Origin of the sequence: Arminella tubonensis, from assembly GCF_003240585.1 — a bacterium.
Lineage (GTDB): Bacteria > Pseudomonadota > Alphaproteobacteria > Rhizobiales > Rhizobiaceae > Rhizobium > Rhizobium tubonense.
This window is the reverse complement of sequence record NZ_PCDP01000019.1, coordinates 157,256-177,535: the sequence shown is the minus strand read 5'-3', so window position 1 is coordinate 177,535 and position 20,280 is coordinate 157,256. Positions and strand designations below refer to the sequence as shown.

The window sequence follows — 20,280 nt, the reverse complement described above, 5'->3', positions numbered from 1 at the left end:
AAACCGGTTTTGATCATCACATTCTTTCCACGTCCGGGGTTTGCGCACTGCGAAAAAGGCATCTTCCGGAGTTGGGCGATTTCGTTGAAAAACTCAGTCGTTGCCAGCACAGCAAAACGCTGGTTCATTTCCCATAGCAAACGAAACTCTCTGCCCTTTCAAGAAATTGATACGGTTTTAAAACTTCGAGAAAAACCCAACGCACGACAGGCATCTGAGGACTGGGGAGCACTAAATGCGACGATTTCAAATAACTGCTACGTGTTTATTGTTAGTTATCGCACAATTCAGTGTCGGCACGGTGGTTGCATCTCCGCCGGATCACGGACCAAATTCTGACCCACCCTATTATCGGCAAGACTTCGAGCGATACGTCCGCACGCTTGGCGAAGCGGCTGGTGGAGATCGCCAAAAACTAGTAACCGCGTTGGAAAAAGCAGGCTTTAGCTGCAACCCGATTGCTTCATCTATCCCTGGTGAGTGCGTTCATTTCGGCTGCAAAAAGAATGGATTGATGCCGAACTCCCTCCTCCAATGGTACGTCGGGCGTACCGTGGATGTTTCCGGCAAGCTGATTTTTTCAGCGAGCGTCGTGGATTATTCATGGGAGGCCAAATGCATCGCCGAGCCCGATCTTAGAAAATCTCAAGAAAACTTTCTATTACGCGGGAATAGAAAGTGAGCGTACTGAAACGTGGGAAGCCGTAGTGACGATCAGCTACGCTCTCGCGCTTGGGTGCCTTTGAAGCGTAAAGACGATACCCGAGCATCTTGGATGACCGGTGGCGCGTTTCAGCCATGACTGCATTTGGCCGTAGCGGTCACATCGCATCAGTCACATCGCATCAGACAGACTTGTATAGTCTCCGGCGAAGCCCTTTCGGGAGGCCACCGTCTGACTTCACAAATGCGTTGCGAAGCCGCTCAGCAGAAGTTTCCTTTGACCAAACCTCAGGGTCGAGCAGCAGCTTCTCGCTAATCCGTTTTCGCAGCTCTTCTGCTTCGGGAATTCGTCGCGCGAACAGCATCTCCTGCCGGATGCAGACTTTTTCGACACGATGGCGATTTTCGAACGAGTAGGGAATGCCCACATTGAAAAGCCGAGCGTGTGTCGCCTCATGAACAATCGTAGAGGCGATGAATTCAATTGGGGAAGAAAGTACGAACAGCGGGTCTAGTTGGCATCTTTTCTGCTCGGGCAAATATCGACCAACCGCCCCAAACAGATAACTAATCCAAATTCTGTCAAATGAGGCGATCACCCTTTCGTATCTATTGGCATCGTGCCTTTTGATGAGCGCCAAAGCGCCCTGCACGCGAGATAAAACCTCATGCTGGTCCCCATCGCTGAAAACCCCAATCCAAACGCCGTCAACTTCCGTCGACTTCGAAAGACGTAGAAGTGTGAAATCGACAAGTTGCTGAATTTTTCTGCGAACTATCCTCGACAAATGGGTTGTCTCACGCGGTGAATTGAAAGCTTCGATGGGATATCACGAAGTGTGAACGACAGCACTTAACAGCTCATCCAATGGTTGATTTTCTTTCAACACTTGGCGATGACACCTTTTTGCTGCAAGGTGGGAGATGACCGCTGTTGGCGCGAGACGGACATGAAGGCTGTCAGCCCTAAAAAGTCATGCCTTCTTTGGCAGCCTCTATGGAACGTTGTGTTCCAGGATCATCTTGATTTCAGAACTGTCACTTGCGCCGATTGGCACGACAATGATGTAAAGATGATCGTCCTTCTCGCCAACGGTGATGCTCGCTGGTTCCGGCCTCGCATCAAAGGTCCAGTTTCCCTCGCCAACGGCCAACATACCTGCCGCGCCAGGTTCTAGCCTCCCCACGGACCACCCGCCTTTGCCGAAGACGAATACTGTCTGGCCAAACTGAATGACACCAACATTCGCGGAGCTGTCCCTCCATCGCCCAGCAAGTCGATGCTCGGCAGCAGGGGCGGTGGTTCCCCACGCCGATAAGAGAGCAAGGCTGGCACTGACGATTTTTGCATGGATGCTAGAAATCAACGGTATTCGGCCCCGCATTGCGTAAGGCGGAACGTCCCTCCCAATTACGTTTTTCTGATGAGCGGCGGTGATCGCACTCGGTTCATTCCATGTCACATTGATAGCGCACCGCTGGATCGCCATGCGCCATTGTTTGGAATTCGGCTTGTGGCGCGTTCGGGACCTACGCAAGCGACGAACTGTGGCCCGAAGCCGTCACTCGTCCCCTCTCAAAATTTCGTCCAAAACACCTTCATCCAAAACGTCTTCACTGCCCAGGAAACGCGATATCTCAACATGGTCGTCGTCGAAGACAGAAATCTCGACACGCTCTCCAACCACCGTGGCCGTAATGTCTATCGTGTCAGGACGATATCTGCCGATGAAATAATGGACCTTGGCATTATCCAGACGTTTCAGAATTTCGAACACTTTCGACATTGACGAAACCCTCCCGCTGGCCATGACATCGGCCATCTTTAGCCGTTCCGCAGGTGATCGCAATGTTCACGCCTAGCGCATTTCGGCCATAGGCTGCACTCAACGAACCAGATTTGACTATGCATTTGCCGTTTCATAAGTTGAGGCATAGTCCAATTGGTCATTTTTTGATGAAGACAACACACGTCGTGCCGGGGGACTCTGCGGCAGGATCAATTCGTCAAGCCCTTCGTATTGCAGGGCGTGATGACGCATTGCTCTGCTTCGGCGACGATCTCAGTTGCGGACCCATCGGGTCCAGTGACCCCTCCGTGCGAACCGATTGGTGGCATGAACAGATCGATTGGCCAGAGATCGGCGAGAATATCCGATCATTCTGGGCCAAAGTGGACGCGGCAGAGGGAAGGCTAGTCGTCTGGTTCGGCCGACATTCGGCAAGGGAGCTGGCATTTCGCCTTGCCTGGGCGTGGCATATGGTTGAACGCCCCTATTATGTCGTCGATGTTACCGGGCTTCGTGTCCCAGTTCGGTGGGGAAACGGTACTGAGGGAGTAATTGAGTCAGTGCAAGCCGTTTCCATAGTACCATCAAGTGGATTAGCGACCCTGTTCGGCAGCGAAACAGTGGCGTCGATTGATGAGGACGTGGCGCATCGGAAAGTATGGGTGAAGCTTATGGCCGAAAACGCTCCTTTCCGCGTCCTGACACCAACTGGCCTTGTCTCTGCACCATCAGATTACTTCGATCCCTTGCTTTTGGCGCAGGCGAGTTCTGAATGGAGAAAGATCGCCTACTTAGTCGGGAACGCCCTCGGGTCAAGCTACAAACCCTATATACAGATCGGCGACATTGCATTGCATCATCGGGTCGTCGTGTTGATTGAGCAAGGAAAGCTAATTGCTGACGGCGACCCCTCGGAAATCATGGCATGCAGGGTTCGGTTGCCAGAATAGGCGAAGTTGATGTTCGCAGCAGTTGGTCCGACATTTTTCCCACTTTCCCCGCCCGAAGTTGATCGGCTCAGACATAAGCACTCGGATAGACTCCCGCGCGATTAGGTGCCTTTGAAGCGTAGATTGAGGGACAATATCTGAGCATCTAGGATGACCGCTCGCTGGCGCGATGCGGAAGATATCTGTCTTCCGCCTTCGGCGGCCACCAAGGTCCGGATTTGGCGCAATCCAGAAGCCAACCAGCTTCGAGAGTTGGCCCAAAGCCGACCCTCCTAAGCAGTTTCAGAGAAAATCGAGAGAAAGCTAGCTTCTAAACTTACGGTTCGTTCAATCTCCTCCGATACAACTTCGTCCGTCGGTTTTCGAGGGACGCATATTGCCAGAGGATATTATGAGCCGCAGGGCTCTTCTTGCGTCGCTTTGTTCGCTGCCACTTATGGGCTGCCAGACCGGCGAAACGGCAAGGGTGCGCTATCGGGTCATTCTCAGTGCGCTGGTCGATGGAAAGCCGGTCGAGGCATCCACGGTCATGGAGGTTCGCTACAGGAGGGTTACCCACAGTCTCATTGGTACGGGTGGCGCGACACGGCTCTATGGCGAGGCGTTGATCTTCGATCTAGGCGGCAAGGGAGCCATCTTTGTTTTGCCTATTCAGCACGCCCCCCATGCAAGTTCGAGCCAAGTTTACGAGTATGGGATACTGACGACATTCGGAATAGCCAACAGTATTGGTTCGCTGACCGACGTTGACCTTGCAAAGCTCAACAATGCAAAGGGTCGGCAGCCATTCCACCTCTACAAGACCTCTCGACTGCCTGCGTTCGTATCGTTCGCGGACGAGAGCAATCCAAAAACAATTTATGAAATAGACCCATCGGAACTGGGCCGATATTTCCCCGGCGTGAAGTTCACCGGCCTCGATATAGAAATAACGAACGACCCGATAACAAAAAAACTTCGAGATCGGCTTCCATGGCTCAGAACCGCACGCGATCCCAAAATTTTCCCGCGCGATCCAGCGACGAACCGACGGCCCTATAGCGAATTGCCCCTCAGCCATATGATGACACCGGCTGATTTTTTTGGAGACGGAAGCCGATGACAGAGACGCTCGCCGATAAGAACGCAATGTTGGCGCTGCGGTCATTGAATGCCCAGTCGCGAGGGAATCTGCCGCAGCTCCGCTACAAGGGCTCTGACCTTCCTGATCGGCACGGCGCGGTTGGCAATATCTTCGGACGATGGGTCTCGGGGACAGGGCCGCGATGAGACGCAGGTCGTTTTTAGCAGCTCTTTGTGCGCTGCCGCTGGTGTCTTGCCAGGGTGAGAGTGCGACTGTTCGGTTCAAGGTAATTGCCTCGGCGACCGTCGATGGCCGCCCGGTCGAGAGTTCTTCGGTGATGGAAGTCACCTATTCAAAGGTCACGCACAGCCTGATCGGAAATGGCGGTGCGACGCGGCTTTACGGCGAAGCGCTCATTTTCGAGCTTGGCGGAAAGGGGACTATCTACATTCATCTGCCGCTTGAGCATCCTTCGCATTCAAGTCTCAGCCAAGCCTACGAATACGGAATCCTGACGACATTCGGTATTAAAGACAGTGTCGGGGGGCTGAGCAACGCGGACTTTGACACGCTTCGCAATGCCAGCGGACGTCGGCGGTTTCGCCTCTATGACAACTCTAGACTGCCAACCTTCGTCGCCTTCACCGACGAGAACAACCCGAAGACGATCTATGAGATCGACCCCCAGGATATCGGAGCCTACTTCCCCGGTGTCCGATTCACTGGGCTCGATATAGAGATCACGGACGAACCGGTTACCAAGAAGCTCAGGCAGCGCTGGCTTGGTTAAACACACCAAAGCAGATGTTTGACCGTGATCCACCGGGCCACCAAAGGCGTGAACGTGACAGCCCCATTGGATTCTTGGTCACAAGAGCACATTTTTTTGGAGATGGGAGCCGATGACTGAGACGCCCACCGACACGAGCGTAGTGTTGGCGCTGCTGTCGTTGGATGCGCAGTCGCGAGGAAATCTGCCGAAGTTCCAGTACAAGGACTCTGATCTTCCTGATCAAATCGGCTGGCCGTAGTTGTCCTATTCGTCGTTGCTGATGACGCGACTATCGTGGACCTATTTCCAGCCGCATGTGAACTTCGTCATAGTAAGTATCGCCGACCTTCAGAGCTTCGGCTTCGACCGCCCATTGCTCAAAGCCCATCGATCTGTAAAGCCGGATGGCCTGAGCGTTGGATGACACGACGCACAGCCGGAGCGAACGCAGCGTCGTACCAACCTCGTCAATGGCAGCAGCAAGCAGCAGGCGCGAAAGACCCGTACCCCGTGCCGTCTGGCGGACATACATCCCCCAGATTGATCCGATATGTTGCGTCTTCATCCCTTGGGATCGAGATATGCCGATAATCCCGGCAAGCGTGCCGTCTTTGGAAAAGCCTCCAATCACATGACCATTCTCAAGCCGGTCGGCAAAGCGTGCCTCGGGCTCGTTCTGCTCGTCTTCCCATGATGCTCCAAATGCCTCTGGGTGGTTCGCAAGGCCCTCTAGGCGAATGTCTCTAAAGGACGACGTATCGTTCCGGTCGAGACGGCGGAGTTTGTACGGGAACACAGGTATGTCCTTGGTTTTCTAAAAGGGAGGCCTAGCCCTCAAATTGCAACGGTCACGTGACGCCGGTTCAAACTTACGACAATCTGCGTGTGTCGGAACGCACATGTTCGCGATGTAGCGCGATCCGGAAGCCTACCTGCGTCAGGAGTTTGCCCGAAGCGGACGAAGTCCATTTTAGAAATCCTTCCAACAGCAGTCGTCACAAAAGTGGAAGCCTGATTGCTGTAAATGTCCCCCCATCTTAAGCGAGGGGGAAGGCTATGTTCGGTTGGCAAAGCATGGCACGGGCAGTCGTATTGGTGCTCTTTTTTGGGCTACCCGTCTCCCATGCGCAAGAGGCACCGAAAGCTGATCCTGTCTTCTCGAACACCGGACCCAACGCCGAAACCTACGGCCAGCAGCTTGGCTATCCGGTGGGTTGGCCTCTTGATAAACCGCAAAACATGGTCGGCGACTACAGTCACTTCGACCAATTGGCACCAGTCCGTACGATAGCTGCTGCCGAAAAACCGTCGCCGCTGTTGCGGGCTCAAAACGAGATCACGGCTTCTTACCCCTTCGGTGACACCTATACCTTCGCGACCTCTACGGCTACCTTGCCCGACTACCTCGCCCGTAACCCCGCGACGGGACTGCTGATCGCGCATGATCAGACTATTCTATACGAGCATTACCAGTACGGTCGCACCGACCAAGACCGATTTCTTTCGCAGTCGATGGTTAAAACCATCACTGCCATGCTCATTGGAATTGCGATTTCGGAAGGTGCAATCCACTCCGTGGATGACACCGCTCAGACCTACGTGCCTGAGTTAAAGGGCACTGAGATTGGCAGCACCCCGATACGCGCTCTGCTCCATATGGCGTCAGGTATCGCTTTTACCGAGGATTATAGCGGAACAGATGACAACGCCACGCTCCTTCACCTCCTATTTGGCAAAGTAAAAATCAGCACGATTGAAGCTGTGTCGCAATTCAATAAACGAATTGCTCCTCCAGATACCCTTTGGCATTACAAGGCCCTTGACGTCGAGGTTTTGGGCTTGGTTCTTACCCGCGCGACCCATATGACAATGTCCGAATACTTGCAGACGCGGATATGGCAGCCAATGGGAGCAGAGTCTTCCGCAACCTGGGTGATTGATAATTCTGATCAGGAACAAGCATTCGCCTCGTTCAGTGCAACTCTAAGAGACTACGCCCGTTTCGGTCTGCTCCTTGCCCATGACGGTTTTTGGAATGGTCGCCAGATCATCCCGCGCCAATGGTTGATCGATGCGACGCAACCTGTTGAGCAGGGTTCTTTCCGAGCCTTCGACGGTGCAACCCCTCCGTTTGGATACGGGTATTTGACGTGGCTGTTCCCCGGACCCAATCGCATGTTTTGGATGGATGGATTGAGAGGGCAACATATCATTGTTGATCCGACAACCCACTTGGTGCTTGTGCAGACAGCCGTCCAACCGGACACAACGTACTTACCGAAAACCGAAGTATTCAGCCTCTGGAACGCTGTGCTCAAGCAGTTCGCGACCAACTAGGCGGTCTTCGCTTGGAGCGACCGCTGTTGGCGCGAACCGGAAGCTGACCGGCGGCAACTGTCAGGCCGAAGCCGTGGTTGGGTAGATGCCGCCCATCTGTTCGGATAAGCCTCCGTAAACGTCCATTCGCTCCAAACGCAGAACTCCTCGCTCGCGTTCAGGCGCTCTCTTTTCTTCGATAGGACGCGACCGTAAGCCAGACTGCCGATACCAGAAAATAGAATGCGCCGAATGATGCGTATGGAGCGATATCGAGGATGGACGGTGGTACGATGCCGACCGACTGCTTGATCATGAAACCGCCGGCCAGCATCGACTGGGCCCCGCTCAGGATCATGGCCCACTGCGCGCCGTAAGACCGCCAGCGTCGGACCGCCGTATAGAGTTGCAGCAGTCCGGACAGGATCGCCCAGACGCCGAAGACAGCCAGGACTGCATAGGTGTCCTTCATCACCGCGACGACAACGATCACCGTCACGATGGAACTGGCGACTACGTTCAGGGTCTGGGACCTGTTGGCCGCCATACCTCCGTTCGAGCGGGCGTCGACGAGGTTCGCAAGGGCGTCGCACGCCGGGTAGAGGACCAGCAGTAGCGAGGCGACTGCGAAATGGCCGGCGGCCGCGATAGCGGCGGCGACCCACAAGACCGAGAAGAGGGCGCGCGTATAGTAGTAGGACCGCAGCCAGTCGGATTGCGCTGAAGGTTGGACTTGCACGGAAGGCTCCTCTTATGTTGTCTTCCTACTAATAGGTAGGCATCGGACGCGTGTCAACCGGGGAAGGTGAACACACGATTTGCTGGGCAACTTGACATGTCTCCCTACTAAGAGGTAGGCAGAAAGAATGGAACTATCGACCTCAGAAAAAATTCTGGACGTTGCTCAGTCTCTCGTCGTGGCCGGCGGCTACAACGGCTTCAGCTATGCCGACATCTCCGAGGCCATCGGCATCCGGAAGGCGAGCATTCATCACCATTTCCCCACGAAGGCCGCGTTGGTCTCAGTCCTCGTCGGAAGATATGTACGGCAGGCCCAGGAAGGTTTGAAGTCTCTGCGCGATCACGTCCCGGATCCTGTCGATCAGCTCGATGCCTATCTGGCCTACTGGCAGAAGTGTGTCATCGACTCGTCGGAGCCGTTCTGCGTCTGCGCGATGCTTGCGAGTGAAATGCAAATGCTTCCCGACGAGGTGGCGCGGCAGGTTCGCCTCCACTTCCAGAGCCTGGCGGAATGGCTGGCGTCGGTTTTGAAATCCGGCGAGGAACAAGGCGCGTTCCAGCTTGATGTCTCTCCAGGGGAGGAGGCGCAGATCCTTGTGGCCTCCGTCCATGGTGCGTTGCTGTCTGCTCGCGCGCTCGGCGACGCCAAGCTCTTTCTCGCCATCTTGGGCCCGCAAGTGGCAAGGCTGCGGGCCTGAAGATCGGGTCGTCAAATTGCCTGGCAAACGACGCCAGCTGATCAGGGACAGCCTGCTTGTATGAGCGTGTCGTGTTGCTCATGGATAATTCGCGACACACTAACTGATCCACCCATTGCAAGTCCGGTGATTGAGGAGGGCGGCGTGACCACTGAGGAGACGATCATCATCGGGGCGGGACCGGCGGGTCTGGCATGCGCGGCGGCGCTTTCGTCAAACGGTCGCAGGCCCGTCGTTCTTGAGGCGGCGGACCGCCCGGCCGCCTCTTGGCACAGACACTACGATCGACTTCACTTGCACACGTCGAAAGCCCATTCGGCACTGCCGGGTAAACCAATGCCGGCCGATTTCCCCCGCTATCCCTCTCGTTTGCAGATCATTGCCTATCTTGAAGACTATGCCCGAACGAAAGACCTTCGCATTTTCTTTGGAAGACAAGCCGTGTCCGTTCGAAGAGCGGTCGACTGGATGGTTGAAACCGCGAACGGTGACTTGTTCGAATCCCGTTCGGTCATCATCGCAACCGGTCTCTCCAACACGCCCATCCGGCCAGAATGGCACGGACAGAATAGTTTCATGGGGCCGATCCTGCATTCGTCTGAGTATCGCAATGCATCTGCGCTAAAGGCGCGCCGGGTCCTTGTGGTGGGCTTCGGCAATTCGGCAGGCGAAATCGCTCTCGAATGCGCCGAAGCGGGCCTTGACGTTGCAATGTCGGTCCGCGGGCCCGTGAACGTCGTCGGGCGCGAGATGTTCGGGATACCCAGCGCAACGATCGCCATCGCCCTGTCGCATTTCCCGCATGAGATGGCAGATGGGTTCAACGCGCCGTTTCTCCGATTGCGCTATGGCGATCTGGAGAGATTCGGGTTGAGACGAGCGGGTAGGGGACCGCTAACAACGATGATCGAACTGGGGCGCACCCCTTTGATAGACGTTGGAACGATTGCGAAGATCAGGGAGGGCCGCATCAAGGTGTTTCCCGGTGTCGAGAGACTGGAGGGTTCGGTCGTTCACTTCGAGGACAGGCAATCGATCGCATGCGACGCCATCATCTTGGCAACCGGCTATCGCCCCAATCTCGAGGAAGTCCTGCCCGACCTTTGGGAGAGGTTCCCCGCTGCGGGCAGACCCGCGAGCGGCGACCTGCACCCCGCGGGAGATGGCCTGTATTTCTGCGGCTACAATGCTGCGACGACGGGTCTCCTTCGTCAGATAGGCATCGAGGCGCAAAAGATCGCATCGTCTATCGCTCGGCGGCATCAAGGCAACTATTTGGGGAGGGTGATTTAACCCTCCAAAGACCGGAGACTGATTGGTTTCATGAGTTCCAATTTGTCACCAGTCCTTTCGAATTCATCCCAGCAAGGGTCCGATTGGCGGGGATCGATCGCTTCCGCGTCGAAGTTGAGCGCCTCTTTGGTGCACACGCGACGGCTGTCAATCGATCCTGCCAATTTCCGTCTTCGCTCCGTCAAGCTGTCCTGGAGTAGTGACCGAATAGGGGCACCGCAACGCGCTCTAGTCTTTTGAATCTATGAGATCTTGTTGAACCAATCTGAAAGCGGGATGCCCTCGTGCGAATGGATGAATTGAAATACCGCTGCGTTTGGCCGCTTTATATATGCTAGGTGCGCGACGTGAGAGACCCATTTCTCTCGTCCGCCCAGATAATGCAAGCGGGCGTCTGGTGTCATGCGTCTCATACTTGTCAATGACGTTTCAACCGTTCGTGGTGGCGCGACCAAGGTGGCGTTGCAATGTCTTGAGGCAAGCAAGGACGCTGGTCTGACTTGCGCCATACTGGTCGGCGATGATGGTGAAGGTCTCAAGCCGCAGTTTGCTGGCATCCGGACAGTTGCGCTAGGCGAGCGGCCACTTCGGGATGGTCCGACTTTCACCGATGTCTTCGCGAAGAACTACAACAGGCGCGCCTTCGAGGCGATGGAGGGGTTGCTTCAGGAATCGGAGGAAGAGACCGTCGTGCATGTGCACGGCTGGTCGCAAATCCTGTCGCCGTCGATCTTTTATGCGCTTGCCAAGCATGAGGTCAAAGTCATCGTCACGGCGCATGATTTCTTCCTGAATTGTCCGAACGGCGGGCTCATCAATTTCCACAGCGGCGATGTCTGCCATATCAAGCCGCTGTCTGCCGCATGTCTGGCGACCAATTGCGACAAGCGCAATTATTTCCATAAGCTCTGGCGCTTCCGCCGTACCTTGACCCAGTGGGGCGTCGGCGAGGAATTTTGGAGCCGCGTCGGCATCGTGCTGGTCCATGAAGAAATGGAGGCGTATCTCCGCTACGGTCCTTTGCGCCATTTCACGACGCTGCGCACCCCGACGGCGCCATTGACGCCGGGACCGGTGGAAGTATGGCGCAACCGCCGCATCGTTTTTCTCGGCCGTATGTGCTGGGAGAAAGGGGTACGGACGCTGGCGGATGCGCTCAACAAAACGGGGAGGACGGCTACGCTCATCGGGCGCGGACCATTGCTTGTGGAGATGCAGCGTGCGCTGCCGCATTGTTTCGTGCCCGGCTGGCTGAGCGATGAAGAGGTAGCGAGACTCGCGGGCGAAGCGCGCGTTTTCATCATGCCGTCGCGCATGCCGGAGCCTTACGGTCTGGTGGCGGCCGAAGCATTGATGTCCGGCATTCCGGTGATTGTCAGCAGCAGTGCGCTGATTGCGACGGAAGTCGCAAACAACGGCGCCGGTCTGGTTTTTGATAGCGGCGATGCAGCTTCGCTGGCAGATCAATTGGCGGCGACAGATGACGACGACCTGATGCGAAGGTTGAGCGAGGCCGCATTTTCCCTTGGCCAACGCATCGCGCCGAGCAGGGCGGAATGGGCGCGCCGAATGGTGGACATCTATATGGGGCGCAGCAGTTTTTCTGCGCTTTAGTGGGGGGTGGACAATGGCACGTGCTCTGGTGACGGGCGGCTGCGGTTTCGTCGGCCGACATCTTATCCGGCGGCTTCTTATTGAAGGGCTGGATGTCGTCTGCGTTGATTCGTTGGTCGTGGGGACGGGCGCGCTTCATCCTGATCTGTGGCAGCGTTTTGGGCGCTCCCGCTTTACTTTCCTCCATGAGGCTTGTCGCACTTTCTTCGCACGCCCGCCGGAGCATTTTGACTATGTCTTCCATCTCGCCGCGCTGGTCGGCGGTCGCGTGACGCTGGAGACGCGGGCGCTCGATGTCGCGGAGGATCTGGCGGTCGATGCGGAGCTATGGCAGTGGGCGTCACGCGCCAAGCCGGGTTCGGTGGTATTCTTTAGCTCGAGCGCCGCCTATCCAGTATCGCTACAGACGGTCGAAAATCATCGGCTGCTGTCGGAGGACATGATCAATTTCGACACCGCTGTCGGCGTACCTGACCTCAGCTATGGCTGGGCGAAACTGACCGGCGAATATCTGATGAAGCTCTACGTTGAGCGCTGCGGCCGACGGGCCATCGCCTATAGACCGTTCAGCGGCTACGGCGAGGATCAGGACCTCGCCTATCCATTCCCGGCGATCTGTCGCCGGTTGTTTGCGGAAAAAGGCGCACCAGAAGTGTTCGTTTGGGGCTCAGGCCGTCAATGCCGTGATTTCATCCATATTTCCGACTGTATCGAATCTATCTGGCAGACGAAGGAGTTGCTTCCCGACGGCGCCAGCCTCAATCTCTCGACCGGCATTGCTACCTCCTTCATCGAATTGGCCGAGGTCATTAGTCGGCAGATCGGCTGGCATCCGGCTGTCACCGGCCGGTCGAGCCATCCCGAAGGGGTTTTCTACCGCTGCGGTGATACGGCCCTGCAACGCTCTTACGGACTGACGCCGCTGGTCAGTCTGGAAGAGGGGATCGCGCGGACGCTAGAGCATCTGCTAGCAGGCGCCATGAGTGCGAGCCATCTCAACGAGGATCAATCGGTAGCATCGCCTTAACGTGGGTCGGGCACAGGATGGCCAGGATGGAGCCAGTTTATGCCGGGGTCGACAAGGTGATTTCGCGCCACGTGCGCATTGCGGCGTTTCAAAGTTTGCGATGTTTAACAGTGGTCGTCCGGCTGCGGTGAAGATGGAAGAGGTTGGCGATCGAGCCATGATGGAGACGAAGCGCTGGCATTGTCGTGCCGATTTGAACCGGATCCTGCCTCTCTCTCGTCGTCGAACAGCGAGATGCGAATTTTCCGCCTGATGATTCGGACCCTTATGCGAACGAGCCCGATACCGGGCACGATTTCCCTTGTGGCTGCGTCGTAGGATCTGAGCTTATCGGTGATCATGACAGGCGGTGTGATGTATTGGCCCTTAAGGAGCTTTCGCATCAGCTTCAAGGCCGCCTGCTTGTCCTGGCGGCTCTGGATCAAAGCGTCAAGAACATACTCATCGGCATCAACAGCCCGCCACAACCGGTATTTTCTGCCCTTGATAGAAACGAGCATTTCTTCGAGATGCGACTTGTCGGCAAAACTTCTCCTGGTCCGCCGCCGGATGGAACAGGCATATTCTCGGCCGAACTTGGCAGCCCATTCCACGACTGTCTGGAACGCGACGCTCGCAACATCGGCCGGCAGCTTCAAGCTGATGCCAGTGGGTACCGCCGTAAAATGCTAAGGCGACGCTACAAGTGGGATTGATACGCGCCGTTGGCACCCACGTGGAACAATCACCCACCATTTGCGCCGACTTTACAGCACATACCTCGTTCGGCTGCTCAATCGGACGAATTGGGAAGTTGCAAGGGCGTTTCAAGGCAAGCATGGTTCTGCCGAAACCATTAACCATTCACGACTTGAACGCCGCATCGTTCGATCATCCGCCCTACTAGTCACATGAAAGGGCGGGCTGCAGTTGGATGTTTTCGGTACTTCAATCTAACCGGAGCATCGATCTTGTCTCGCTCTACGCGCGATCGACTGAAACCCTCCCTCGTTGCAATGATCAAGCCGTCGCGTCGCTGCGCGGGATCTGAGGGCGCCGGCACTATTTTTCTGCTTGTAAAAGGCGGTCCATCTGTATTTCGCGGTTTTCCGAAAAAGCCCATTCGGAAGCGCAAGACCTAGTGCCAGCGCGATGAACACGAGGACCGTCCCGCCATTTATCCATAGCGAAGACACTGCTATCCTAGCGGCCATGACGCGCGGTTTCACAGTATACTCTTTCCCGCTGGGCACGGGATCTGCCATGGGCTACGAGGGCATTGAGGAAGCAGCCAATAAGGCGGCGAGACAACATCGAGCGACTGTCTTCGCCGATCCAACACCAAGAGCTTTGCCGACGCGCACGTCGATCAATCGCGTCGCGCTCCGACCAGTTCCGTGGAGGTCGTTGTGGCTATTCTCAACGAGCATGAAATTGGCGTGTTCGATCTCATTGAGCCTACGGAATTGATCCGCTACGCCGAGTAGGCACAGATTTCCTGTGCGATATCGGACTAGCCGAAGGGCTCACTCATCGATCGCTAACCTTGGAGCGAGGAAGCCAGCAGCGCAGCTTGGTGACAGGGCAAATGGCGTGTAATTGTTGTCATCTACAGTTGTGCAAATCTTCAAAGGACGTCCCCACGCCCGCCGATTGAATGTTGACCCGTCATCCTAACCGGTGGCGGGTCTCTTTTTGTTTCCAGGCCGCCGCGGATCGCCTACCGAAGGGCAATGCCAGCCTTGACGGCCACAACCAGCGCTTCTGGAGCTTCCGGGGGAAGGTCGTATATCTTCCAGGTCCATACCTCGACCGCAAGGTGGGTGTCGCGGCGGGCGAAGAGCTCTGTCGGAAACTCGGATGGCTGGACGTCCAGTCATCGGCCCGATCGCCGCTTCCCTGTGATCGCCCACCATCCAAATGGCTTAACCAGGGAACGAATCGACGCTGTCTCCATTGAATCGCAGGTCCGCGTTTCTATGGGTGCATCACATGGCTTTGGTAACCGATAAAATTTGGTCCGATGGCGTCTATATGGAGCTCGGCAAGCACGGTGAATATCGAGTGGTCGGGTCGACCCGAGAGGCACAGGATATCCTCCTATACCGCTGGCCCGCCCAAGGCGGCGATGCTTTCAGATACGCACTCGAGACGTGCGCGAGTGTTTTGAACGACCAGCTGCCGCCCGACGAGGCCCGGCACGCCCTCGTCTTGGCAGCAGAGGAGGCGGGAATATTCGTAGCCGACAGGTTTCCCCGGCATATGACGCTGATACTGCCCGATCCCGGTGGAAAGAAGACCGACATGAAACCCCGCCCGAAGAAGCGCAGCCAACGGATCTACAGAAGGCCATGATGGAGAGGGATCGGAGAACATTTCGATCGGTCCGCATTCTCGTTGCCGGCCGCTATAAGACAGTCAGGACGGTCGTGGGGGCAGCAAGCTGCGTTGGAGCATTGGCCAAACGAAGCGGGCGCGGCGCGACACAAGGCTGAGATGGCCGTTCTAGATGTCTTCAATGAAGAGAAGTCGCCTGAAGAAGTTCGCCAGGCTCTCCTAGATGCTGCTACAGCGGCTCATCTCGACTAGAACTTAGGTGACCAGGCGCCCAAGGCGCAACCGACAACCCTCGACTGATGGTTGCATCGGGCGGTGAACCGAGGTTTTAGATGGAGCCACGAGCTATCGGTCAGGTCTAGTTTATAAGCTCCGACTTCAGCGCTCCGATGAGAAGGTCGGGGGTATCATTGCCGCGATTGTATAGCTTGATCGCGCGGGACATTAGGAAGTGGTCCGGCTCGCTTTGGCTTTGGACGCACCATTTGGTCAGCGCTTCGCAAATGACGTCGGCGCTGGCGTGCATCCAATTCTCAGCAAGGTCATTCATAATAACCTCCGCGACGAATAGCCCTTGATGGCATCATTTGTCTCTCCCGCATTTTTGAAATCAAAATTGCTGCTGGCGGTGATTGTCTGATCGACACCCCGCCGCCTGCGATTGTTGCTCAACGAAGTTGTCCGGCAGACCGGGATCGATAATCAAGATCCGGTGATCTAGGCACCCCGTTGAATCCCACCGCGCTGCTGCTCATCTCGGAACGACCGCACTTGCCGGAATGGGAATTGTCGGCCGCGCGATCGCGATGGGGTTTGTCCTTACGCCGCCGTGTATGGTGGCAACGTGATTTTGATTGCCGGAAGCGATGGCGAGCTGTTCGCGCAGTTGGTGACAGTCCGCAATCAGGTGTCGCTTGCCATTTGAATATGAGAATGCTGCTGCGCTATCGGATTTGGCATTAAAGATGAAAATCTGAAAGGCCGCATCCTAAAATATTCGGAAAAATTCTCACAATCAAATGCCAAGAAACACTGGCTACGCATTCAAATTTTCCGTAGGCGGCTTTTTGGACTGAAGTCTTTATCCGACAGCCGCTCCTTGCGAAATGACCAGCAAATGACAGGGCCTTTATTGCAACAACTATCGGCAAACACGCTCTTCGCGATAAACCTTATGCCCGTGATGCCACCCGGTGTACCTCTTGGTGTAGCAGTCGTGATGGTGGCGGTGATGGTCCCAATCGCGGCGGTCGTCGTAGTGACGACGGTAGTTTGAGTCGTTGTCGCCAATGACTATCGTAGTGGCATTCGATGGAAGGGCACTTGCTGCCAGCGATGCCAAGGCTATTGCTGAAGCGACAAGGATCTTTTTCATTGGCTTCCTCCGATTGGAATTTTGCTTCTCTGCAACGTCATCGAGGGACGTTGGTTCGAAGATAATCCTGGGGAAGTGAACGAAGCGTGACGCAGGCGTTCATGTGGGCTTCATCCTTAGATGGTGTTGCTCCCCTGGTCGGGGCGCTAGACGAAAAACGAGCATCCGAGTGCCACAGCGAAAATGGCCAATGGCAATGTCAGCACCATCACGGCGCTGATCCATTCGACTTCCAGGAGTGGCATATGTTCTTGATCGTCGGTCGATTTCATCGGTTGCTCCCCACCATTTTGAGATCAGCCTAAACGAACTCGCTCGCTTGTCGCTTCAAAGATGATTTCAGGGAGTCACATTGCAGATGACCTCTCGTCATCGTCGGCATCGTGTCTGGCGTTGCATTCGGCGCCGTGCTCTTCGGCTGAACACTTTTGCTGGGTTGCGCTCGTTGCGGCTTTCCCCGATAAGTTCCCAAACATCGATCTTCTCGGCGCGCGCCTTTATCTGCGTGAGGCCCAGCGGGCGAAGGTCGAAGCGACCGGCAACGGCGTCGTGTATGGCGGGGGCTCGCCAGGATCGACGTGTCGAATTGCTTATTCAAATCTTCCAGACGTGACGCGACATTGATCGTTCGCCCATCGCTGTTCACTGCTGCCGCGAAATTGCTCCAGAGCTATCTACGACCCGTGGGCCGATGAGACTAGAGCGGCACTAGGGCCTGGGCTTCGAAACATGGGGCCGGCGTGCGGGGTCGGCTTTATCTAAAAATGCTGAGTTTTTCTGCCTGTGCCCAGGTACCGAACCGCAACGGTAGGATATCCTCTACGTCGATCCTTCTTTTGCCCGGCACGGTCGCGATGAAGGAAATGTCGCCGTTTGGGCGGATATGAGCTGCGGTCAAGCGATCGGATTCATATGCGCCGGTGTCGATGGCAATCCGGTTTGGATATACCTCTGGCTTGTATGAGTCCGTCACGGAATGCCCGTGGACGACGATCTTTCCAAAGTCATAGTCAGAATAAAGAAACTCTTCTCTGATCCACGTCAGGTCGCGGGGCTTTTGATCCTCGAGCGCAACGCCGGGACGAAGCCCGGCATGAACGAGAATGTATTGCCCGACTTCCACGTATCTCTTCGCGCTCCGCAACGCGGCGAGGTGAGCCTTGTCAATATTGTCGCGCAGCGACGTCAGGATGTTTTCATCGAGCGGAATTTTGTAAGACCGGATCGTAGCCAGGCCACCCGCGCTCACCATCCAGGAATTTAGCCGCAGCATCTGCTTTATTTCATCGGGTTCATCCAGAATTCGCAGGATGAACTCGTCATGGTTGCCAAGGATGAGCTCCGTATTTGGAAAATCGTCCATCATGCTGAGAATGAAGTCCAGCGCGCCTCGGCTCTTGGGCCCCTTGTCGAAGATGTCACCCAAGAAGACAAACTTTGCTTTGAAAGCTTGGTCCTCGCTCCGAAGCCTGCAATCAGCAACCAAGGCAACAAGCAAGTCTTCTCTTCCGTGGACGTCGCCGATCGCAAAAACATGGCTGCCATTGGTCATGAACGTTCTCCTGATGGAGAACGTTTTTTCACTGGCAGATGGCCAAGTCTCGATCAAATTCAAAGACTTCGTGGCAACGTTCGCACCGTCTTAAGCAACTCAATAAGCTTTTACCGATCTGACCCAATTACGGCCATCACAGCCTCATTCTATTTTTCATATACGGGCCTTACATGGCCGTTGGTGTCGCGAGGTCTCGCATTGTCGCGTCACCGTAGATTGACGGCGAATGTCAGATCCATCCGGTAGCATGCCTCGATAACATCGGAACCTGATCTGGTGGGCATTTTACATGGACGATAACGTCGTCAAGTTTCAAACAGAAGTCCGCGCCGACGCCAAAAACGGTGACCGCGCACAGGAAACTGCTGGTCATCGGCATCATTTAAATTCCGTCCGGCGACACCACCAAGCTGATGACAGATGACAGCTCCCTCCGCGTTCGCGATTGGCATGGAGTGGTTGAAGGGTGACATTCCATGCAACCACACTGAACGGGCGGATGATCTTTCTGCGGCACCCCGCCGAAAAGGTCGCCATGGGCATGCCGCTCGCAATTAGCTCCGAGCTCGGATTCCAGGCGCAGCCCTTCAGAGCCTTTTCGAAAGGCCACTGTAGGAACTCTTGGCATCAATATGACAGCAAAACGGCGGACCTTCCCAGCGCGCAAGCCTGAAGCAGGCGGGTTCATGTTGACTCTTAAGTTCACCCAGCCGACAACAGGCGATCGCTAAAGAGGGCTAACTGATGGCAGACGAGAATAACGTCGAACCTATGGCCGTGATCGCGGGTAAGGATCCCGAGGCAAAGGCAACGACTGACAAAAAGCAGAGATCGCCTCGGCGTCAAAAGATGCCTGTTCAACCAGTTCGAGCTGCTCCAAATGCGGCGGCACCCCCCCAGACCTCGCGTGCCAAAAACTATAGCGCCGAAGAACGCGTGGCGAAACTCGCGTCGATCAATGATCAGGTCAACAAAGGCGTCAGCACGCTCAAGGCCGCCGTCAAGGCCGCCGGCATATCGGAGCAAACCTACTATAACTGGAAACGGACCGCGAACCCCGGTGAGCAGAGTGATCCCAGGCCCGCCCCTGCCGGCGATGAGCTGGTAGATCTTGTTCAGCTCGAACAGGAGAACCTGAGGCTCCGTAAGACCCTGGCGGAAAAGTTGCGTGCGGAAAATGCCGACCTGCGCAAGAGGCTGGGACTAAGCTAATCCAAGGAAGGAACCACCTCAGCGGTTCCGGTTCCGGATAGATTACTGCCGTCAATCACCATTTGAGCCGAGCCTTAAGACAATATATAGGTTCGTCACACGAGCGCGGCCGCGCGAATCGGCGCGGGTGTGTGTGGATTGATCGGGTTGAACAGCATATGAAAACGCCACAACGGAAATTCGTTGTTGAATTCAAATCGGGACGACGGCAAAGAGCGGAGACAAAGTCGATCTGGGGCGACACCGACCTCAAGGCTTTTGTCCGCAAGGCGGAAGATGACGCGCCGCATCTGTTCGGTCCAAAAGAAGCGCGCGGTTCGTCAGTTGATGATGGACATATATCGCCTCAACCGATGAATTTGGGCTCGGCCAGCGCAGCCGACGCTGCACGCACGACGTTGCTGGCTGTCGATGAGCAAGAGGCAAAGGCGCCGAAGCAGCGTGAGGACAATTTGGCGGCTGTGGACACCATTGCGCAAGCACCCGTGAGCCAGAGAGTGCAGCAGCCTCGCAAACCATTGAAGGACACAGCTCGAAAGCGTGCTCACCATACTGTCACCCAAGCGATCAATGGCGAGGACCGCATCAACGAGGATTTAAGCGCGCAGTCAGTGCCTGCCGCGGAAGCGGTTTCTCTTCAAGAGGTGGCAGCGCTCGATCTAGAAAATAGGCGACTCAGGAAGATGCTTTCCGAGGCCCTTCGTGCCCAAAACGTGCAGATCAGAAGAATGCTTGAGCGGTTCGATGCCGGTTGAGAGTCCGGAAAGACGAAGACAGGCAGGGCATCTTCAGGCAGTGGCGGCTCTACGATTCCCAACCCAGCTTCCAGCCTTCCCGAACAGTGCTCAGCCAGGAAAGGCTGGAGCAAAAACTTGGCGGGCCGATTAGCGACCGC

22 protein-coding genes and 2 pseudogenes are annotated in these 20,280 nt (G+C 55.8%); 14 read left to right on the top strand and 10 right to left on the bottom strand.

Annotation, left to right across the window (positions count from 1 at the left end; genetic code table 11):
- Positions 1–235: 235 nt before the first annotated feature.
- Positions 236–682, top strand: a complete 447-nt coding sequence (locus CPY51_RS32225) for a hypothetical protein (protein ID WP_146260089.1) — start codon at positions 236–238, stop codon at positions 680–682.
- Positions 683–845: 163 nt separating this feature from the next.
- Here the strand turns inward: CPY51_RS32225 and CPY51_RS07170 are convergent, their stop codons facing one another.
- Together CPY51_RS07170 and CPY51_RS07160 are read right to left on the bottom strand one after the other, a co-directional pair.
- On the bottom strand, positions 846–1,451 hold the full coding sequence (locus CPY51_RS07170; RefSeq protein ID WP_111159592.1) for a hypothetical protein: 606 nt from the start codon (positions 1,449–1,451) through the stop codon (positions 846–848).
- A gap of 774 nt (positions 1,452–2,225) precedes the next feature.
- Entirely contained in the window at positions 2,226–2,486 is a 261-nt protein-coding gene (locus CPY51_RS07160) for a hypothetical protein (RefSeq protein WP_244598502.1), read from the bottom strand.
- Between the two features lie 134 nt (positions 2,487–2,620).
- Here CPY51_RS07160 and CPY51_RS07155 point away from each other — a divergent pair, with 134 nt between their 5' ends.
- From CPY51_RS07155 to CPY51_RS33750, 4 genes are all read left to right on the top strand, one after another.
- A complete protein-coding gene (locus CPY51_RS07155; protein ID WP_195909453.1) occupies positions 2,621–3,403 on the top strand; it encodes a DUF3658 domain-containing protein in 783 nt (260 codons plus the stop codon).
- Between the two features lie 466 nt (positions 3,404–3,869).
- The gene (locus CPY51_RS32765; RefSeq protein ID WP_195909452.1) at positions 3,870–4,505 is read left to right on the top strand and encodes a hypothetical protein; all 636 of its coding nucleotides are present in this window, start codon (positions 3,870–3,872) and stop codon (positions 4,503–4,505) included.
- A gap of 163 nt (positions 4,506–4,668) precedes the next feature.
- Entirely contained in the window at positions 4,669–5,256 is a 588-nt protein-coding gene (locus tag CPY51_RS32760; protein WP_195909451.1) for a hypothetical protein, read from the top strand.
- Between the two features lie 112 nt (positions 5,257–5,368).
- Positions 5,369–5,497, top strand: coding sequence for a hypothetical protein (locus CPY51_RS33750; RefSeq protein ID WP_275540458.1), 129 nt, complete (start codon positions 5,369–5,371; stop codon positions 5,495–5,497).
- 30 nt (positions 5,498–5,527) lie between these two features.
- On the opposite strand, the gene CPY51_RS07140 is transcribed toward CPY51_RS33750, so the two are convergent.
- A complete protein-coding gene (locus tag CPY51_RS07140) occupies positions 5,528–6,034 on the bottom strand; it encodes a GNAT family N-acetyltransferase (protein WP_195909450.1) in 507 nt (168 codons plus the stop codon).
- 260 nt (positions 6,035–6,294) lie between these two features.
- On the opposite strand from CPY51_RS07140, the gene CPY51_RS07135 reads away from it, so the two are divergent.
- Positions 6,295–7,575: a serine hydrolase domain-containing protein gene (locus CPY51_RS07135; protein WP_111159588.1), complete on the top strand. Its 1,281-nt coding sequence runs from the start codon at positions 6,295–6,297 to the stop codon at positions 7,573–7,575.
- 157 nt (positions 7,576–7,732) lie between these two features.
- Here the strand turns inward: CPY51_RS07135 and CPY51_RS07130 are convergent, their stop codons facing one another.
- A complete protein-coding gene (locus CPY51_RS07130) occupies positions 7,733–8,293 on the bottom strand; it encodes a DUF308 domain-containing protein (protein ID WP_111159587.1) in 561 nt (186 codons plus the stop codon).
- A 127-nt stretch (positions 8,294–8,420) separates the two neighbouring features.
- Here CPY51_RS07130 and CPY51_RS07125 point away from each other — a divergent pair, with 127 nt between their 5' ends.
- The 4 genes from CPY51_RS07125 to CPY51_RS07110 all read left to right on the top strand — a co-directional run bounded on the left by CPY51_RS07125 (position 8,421) and on the right by CPY51_RS07110 (position 12,927).
- Positions 8,421–8,993 (top strand): TetR/AcrR family transcriptional regulator, encoded by a 573-nt coding sequence (locus CPY51_RS07125; protein WP_111159586.1) that lies wholly within the window; start codon positions 8,421–8,423, stop codon positions 8,991–8,993.
- Positions 8,994–9,137: 144 nt separating this feature from the next.
- A complete protein-coding gene (locus CPY51_RS07120) occupies positions 9,138–10,286 on the top strand; it encodes a flavin-containing monooxygenase (RefSeq protein ID WP_111159606.1) in 1,149 nt (382 codons plus the stop codon).
- A gap of 402 nt (positions 10,287–10,688) precedes the next feature.
- Entirely contained in the window at positions 10,689–11,900 is a 1,212-nt protein-coding gene (locus CPY51_RS07115; RefSeq protein WP_111159585.1) for a glycosyltransferase family 4 protein, read from the top strand.
- Positions 11,901–11,913: 13 nt separating this feature from the next.
- Positions 11,914–12,927 (top strand): NAD-dependent epimerase/dehydratase family protein, encoded by a 1,014-nt coding sequence (locus CPY51_RS07110; protein ID WP_111159584.1) that lies wholly within the window; start codon positions 11,914–11,916, stop codon positions 12,925–12,927.
- Between the two features lie 88 nt (positions 12,928–13,015).
- Here CPY51_RS07110 and CPY51_RS07105 read toward each other — a convergent pair.
- Positions 13,016–13,541 (bottom strand): annotated as a pseudogene (locus CPY51_RS07105) (IS6 family transposase); the annotation flags it as partial.
- Between the two features lie 1,357 nt (positions 13,542–14,898).
- On the opposite strand from CPY51_RS07105, the gene CPY51_RS07095 reads away from it, so the two are divergent.
- Both CPY51_RS07095 and CPY51_RS34015 read left to right on the top strand, forming a co-directional pair.
- The gene (locus tag CPY51_RS07095; protein ID WP_111159582.1) at positions 14,899–15,261 is read left to right on the top strand and encodes a DUF982 domain-containing protein; all 363 of its coding nucleotides are present in this window, start codon (positions 14,899–14,901) and stop codon (positions 15,259–15,261) included.
- A gap of 42 nt (positions 15,262–15,303) precedes the next feature.
- Positions 15,304–15,495: a DUF982 domain-containing protein gene (locus CPY51_RS34015; RefSeq protein WP_420820675.1), complete on the top strand. Its 192-nt coding sequence runs from the start codon at positions 15,304–15,306 to the stop codon at positions 15,493–15,495.
- A gap of 106 nt (positions 15,496–15,601) precedes the next feature.
- On the opposite strand, the gene CPY51_RS07085 is transcribed toward CPY51_RS34015, so the two are convergent.
- The 5 genes and pseudogenes from CPY51_RS07085 to CPY51_RS07070 all read right to left on the bottom strand — a co-directional run bounded on the left by CPY51_RS07085 (position 15,602) and on the right by CPY51_RS07070 (position 18,170).
- Positions 15,602–15,793: a hypothetical protein gene (locus tag CPY51_RS07085; RefSeq protein WP_111159580.1), complete on the bottom strand. Its 192-nt coding sequence runs from the start codon at positions 15,791–15,793 to the stop codon at positions 15,602–15,604.
- A gap of 591 nt (positions 15,794–16,384) precedes the next feature.
- Entirely contained in the window at positions 16,385–16,618 is a 234-nt protein-coding gene (locus CPY51_RS07080) for a hypothetical protein (RefSeq protein WP_111159579.1), read from the bottom strand.
- Positions 16,619–16,764: 146 nt separating this feature from the next.
- Positions 16,765–16,890, bottom strand: a complete 126-nt coding sequence (locus CPY51_RS33745; protein ID WP_275540457.1) for a hypothetical protein — start codon at positions 16,888–16,890, stop codon at positions 16,765–16,767.
- 97 nt (positions 16,891–16,987) lie between these two features.
- Positions 16,988–17,308 (bottom strand): annotated as a pseudogene (locus tag CPY51_RS33230) (hypothetical protein); the annotation flags it as partial.
- Between the two features lie 64 nt (positions 17,309–17,372).
- Positions 17,373–18,170 (bottom strand): metallophosphoesterase, encoded by a 798-nt coding sequence (locus tag CPY51_RS07070; RefSeq protein WP_111159578.1) that lies wholly within the window; start codon positions 18,168–18,170, stop codon positions 17,373–17,375.
- 747 nt (positions 18,171–18,917) lie between these two features.
- Between CPY51_RS07070 and CPY51_RS07065 the strand changes: the two genes are divergently transcribed.
- Together CPY51_RS07065 and CPY51_RS07060 are read left to right on the top strand one after the other, a co-directional pair.
- Complete coding sequence (locus CPY51_RS07065; RefSeq protein WP_111159577.1) at positions 18,918–19,385, top strand: transposase; 468 nt, start codon at positions 18,918–18,920, stop codon at positions 19,383–19,385.
- Positions 19,386–19,543: 158 nt separating this feature from the next.
- Entirely contained in the window at positions 19,544–20,140 is a 597-nt protein-coding gene (locus tag CPY51_RS07060; protein ID WP_111159576.1) for a hypothetical protein, read from the top strand.
- Positions 20,141–20,280: the final 140 nt, after the last annotated feature.